We start from the raw sequence: 1,325 nt of genomic DNA on the forward strand, positions 1-1,325 counted from the left end.
GCAGAAGATCAACCGGGAGCGCAATCTGCCCGGAATTAACATAGAAGTTGTAGCCCTGCCAAACGTTGTGGTCCTGCCAAACATAGTGCGAACAGGGACATTTCCGGTTGTGCCGTTATTTCGCCGGGTGGCGGCTGCGCCTTCCCCGGCCTACGGGGTCTACAGGCGATCTTCGCTTCCCAGGCCCGGCAAGCGCTGCGCCGGAGGGCAATCTATCGGCGCCATACCCGCCATTTCGCCGGGTGGCGGCTGCGCCTTACCCGGCCTACAACGACTGCCGGGCAATCCGACTCGGACGACGACTCAACCCTGCGCGGCGTCGATGTCGTCAAACACCTGCTGCGCCAGATGCATCGTGGCATTGGCCGCCGGCAGCCCGCAGTACAGCGCAGAGTGCATGATCAGCTCTTTCAGCTCATCGCGGGTCACCCCGTTGTTAAACGACGCGCGCAGATGCATCTTCAGCTCCGCCTCGCGATTGAGAGCGATCAGCATGGCAATAGTGATCATGCTGCGGGTATGGTGATCGAGCCCCGGACGCGTCCAGGTCTCGCCCCAGGCATAGCGGGTAATAAAGTCCTGAAACTCATCATTCAACGGCGTCAGATGCTGCAGCGTACGGTCGACGTGGGCGTCGCCCAATACTTTGCGCCGTACCGCCATCCCGTCCTGATAGCGCTGTTTATCATCCATGGCGTTCCCCCTGGAAAAAGCTCAGCAGCGCCGAAGTAAAGCTTTTCGGCGCCTCAATGTTAGACAGATGCGATGCCGCCAGAACCACCACCTCGGAGGCGGGGATCTGCTGCTGCAGGAAATGAGCGTCACCGACCGTGGTGACAGGGTCACTTTCCCCGGCGATGATTAGCGTCGGCAGCGGGATCTGCCCCACTTCGCCCCGCAGGTCGGCGGCGGCCAGCGCCTCACAGCAGGCGGCATAGCCTTCAGCATCGGTATGGGTCAGCTGGTGACAAAGCGCCTCGACCACCTCCGGCGCCTTCTGGCGAAACGCGTGGGTGAACCAGCGGTCTGCCGCTCCGGCGGCCACCACCGCCATCCCCTCCTGACGTACGGCCCGCGCCCGCGACAGCCAGCTGGCCTGATCGCCAATGCGCGCCGCGGTGTTGGCGACCGCCAGACCATGAAAACGCTCCGGCGCAAAGCGGCCCAGCCACAGGCCGGTCAAACCGCCCATCGAGATCCCGCAGAACCAGGCGCGGTCGATATTCAGGTGATCGAGCAGCGCAATCACATCCTCACCCAGCTGGGCGAGGGTCACTTTGCCATTTTTCGTCGTTTTACCGTGGCCGTGCGTGTCGTAGCGCAGC

General features: G+C 62.9%; 2 protein-coding genes. Both read right to left on the minus strand.

Annotated features, from left to right (window positions below; all coding sequences use genetic code 11):
• Window positions 1-303 precede the first annotated feature (303 nt).
• The gene (gene pcaC / locus HMPREF9538_RS05730) at window positions 304-693 is read right to left on the minus strand and encodes a 4-carboxymuconolactone decarboxylase (RefSeq protein WP_004143067.1); all 390 of its coding nucleotides are present in this window, start codon (window positions 691-693) and stop codon (window positions 304-306) included.
• Window positions 686-1,324, minus strand: a complete 639-nt coding sequence (locus tag HMPREF9538_RS05725) for an alpha/beta fold hydrolase (RefSeq protein WP_009485977.1) — start codon at window positions 1,322-1,324, stop codon at window positions 686-688. The genes pcaC and HMPREF9538_RS05725 overlap by 8 nt, the downstream gene beginning before the upstream one ends.
• Between the last annotated feature and the right edge of the window lies 1 nt (window position 1,325).

Origin of the sequence: Klebsiella sp. MS 92-3 (assembly GCF_000195655.1) — a bacterium.
Taxonomy (GTDB): Bacteria; Pseudomonadota; Gammaproteobacteria; order Enterobacterales; family Enterobacteriaceae; genus Klebsiella; species Klebsiella pneumoniae.